Below are 326 nucleotides of genomic sequence, written 5' to 3' on the forward strand. Positions count from 1 at the left end.
ACATCGCGAGCCCGATCGATCCCGTCCAGACGGCAGCGATGCGGCTGTGATAGCCGACGAAGAGCAGCACCGTCGCGACGAAGAAGTTGGCGGCCAGGAACAGGCCGGCCGGCGACTGGTCCATATAGAGCAGCAGCTCGCCCGCCCAGCGCGACCAGAACAGCATTGCCAGGCCGATGCGGATCAAGGCGGACGAACGCGACGAGCCTTCCGTCTCGACTGCCCAGGCGACGAAGCGCGCCGCAAAAGCGTGCATCAGGCGCCAGCCGGGCCAGTCGCCGACGGCGTCAGTCGGCGCAGGCATTTTCGGCATCGCTATGGACGAT

The 326-nt window shown here is 66.6% G+C and carries 1 protein-coding gene; it reads right to left on the reverse strand.

All coding sequences use genetic code 11. The features are described from left to right. On the reverse strand, positions 1–304 hold a 304-nt coding region (locus EN807_RS33790; RefSeq protein WP_210240027.1), incomplete at its 3' end, for a hypothetical protein. Positions 305–326 lie beyond the last annotated feature (22 nt).

It is taken from the genome of Mesorhizobium sp. M5C.F.Ca.ET.164.01.1.1 (genome assembly GCF_004792125.1).
Classification (GTDB): Bacteria; Pseudomonadota; Alphaproteobacteria; order Rhizobiales; family Rhizobiaceae; genus Mesorhizobium; species Mesorhizobium wenxiniae.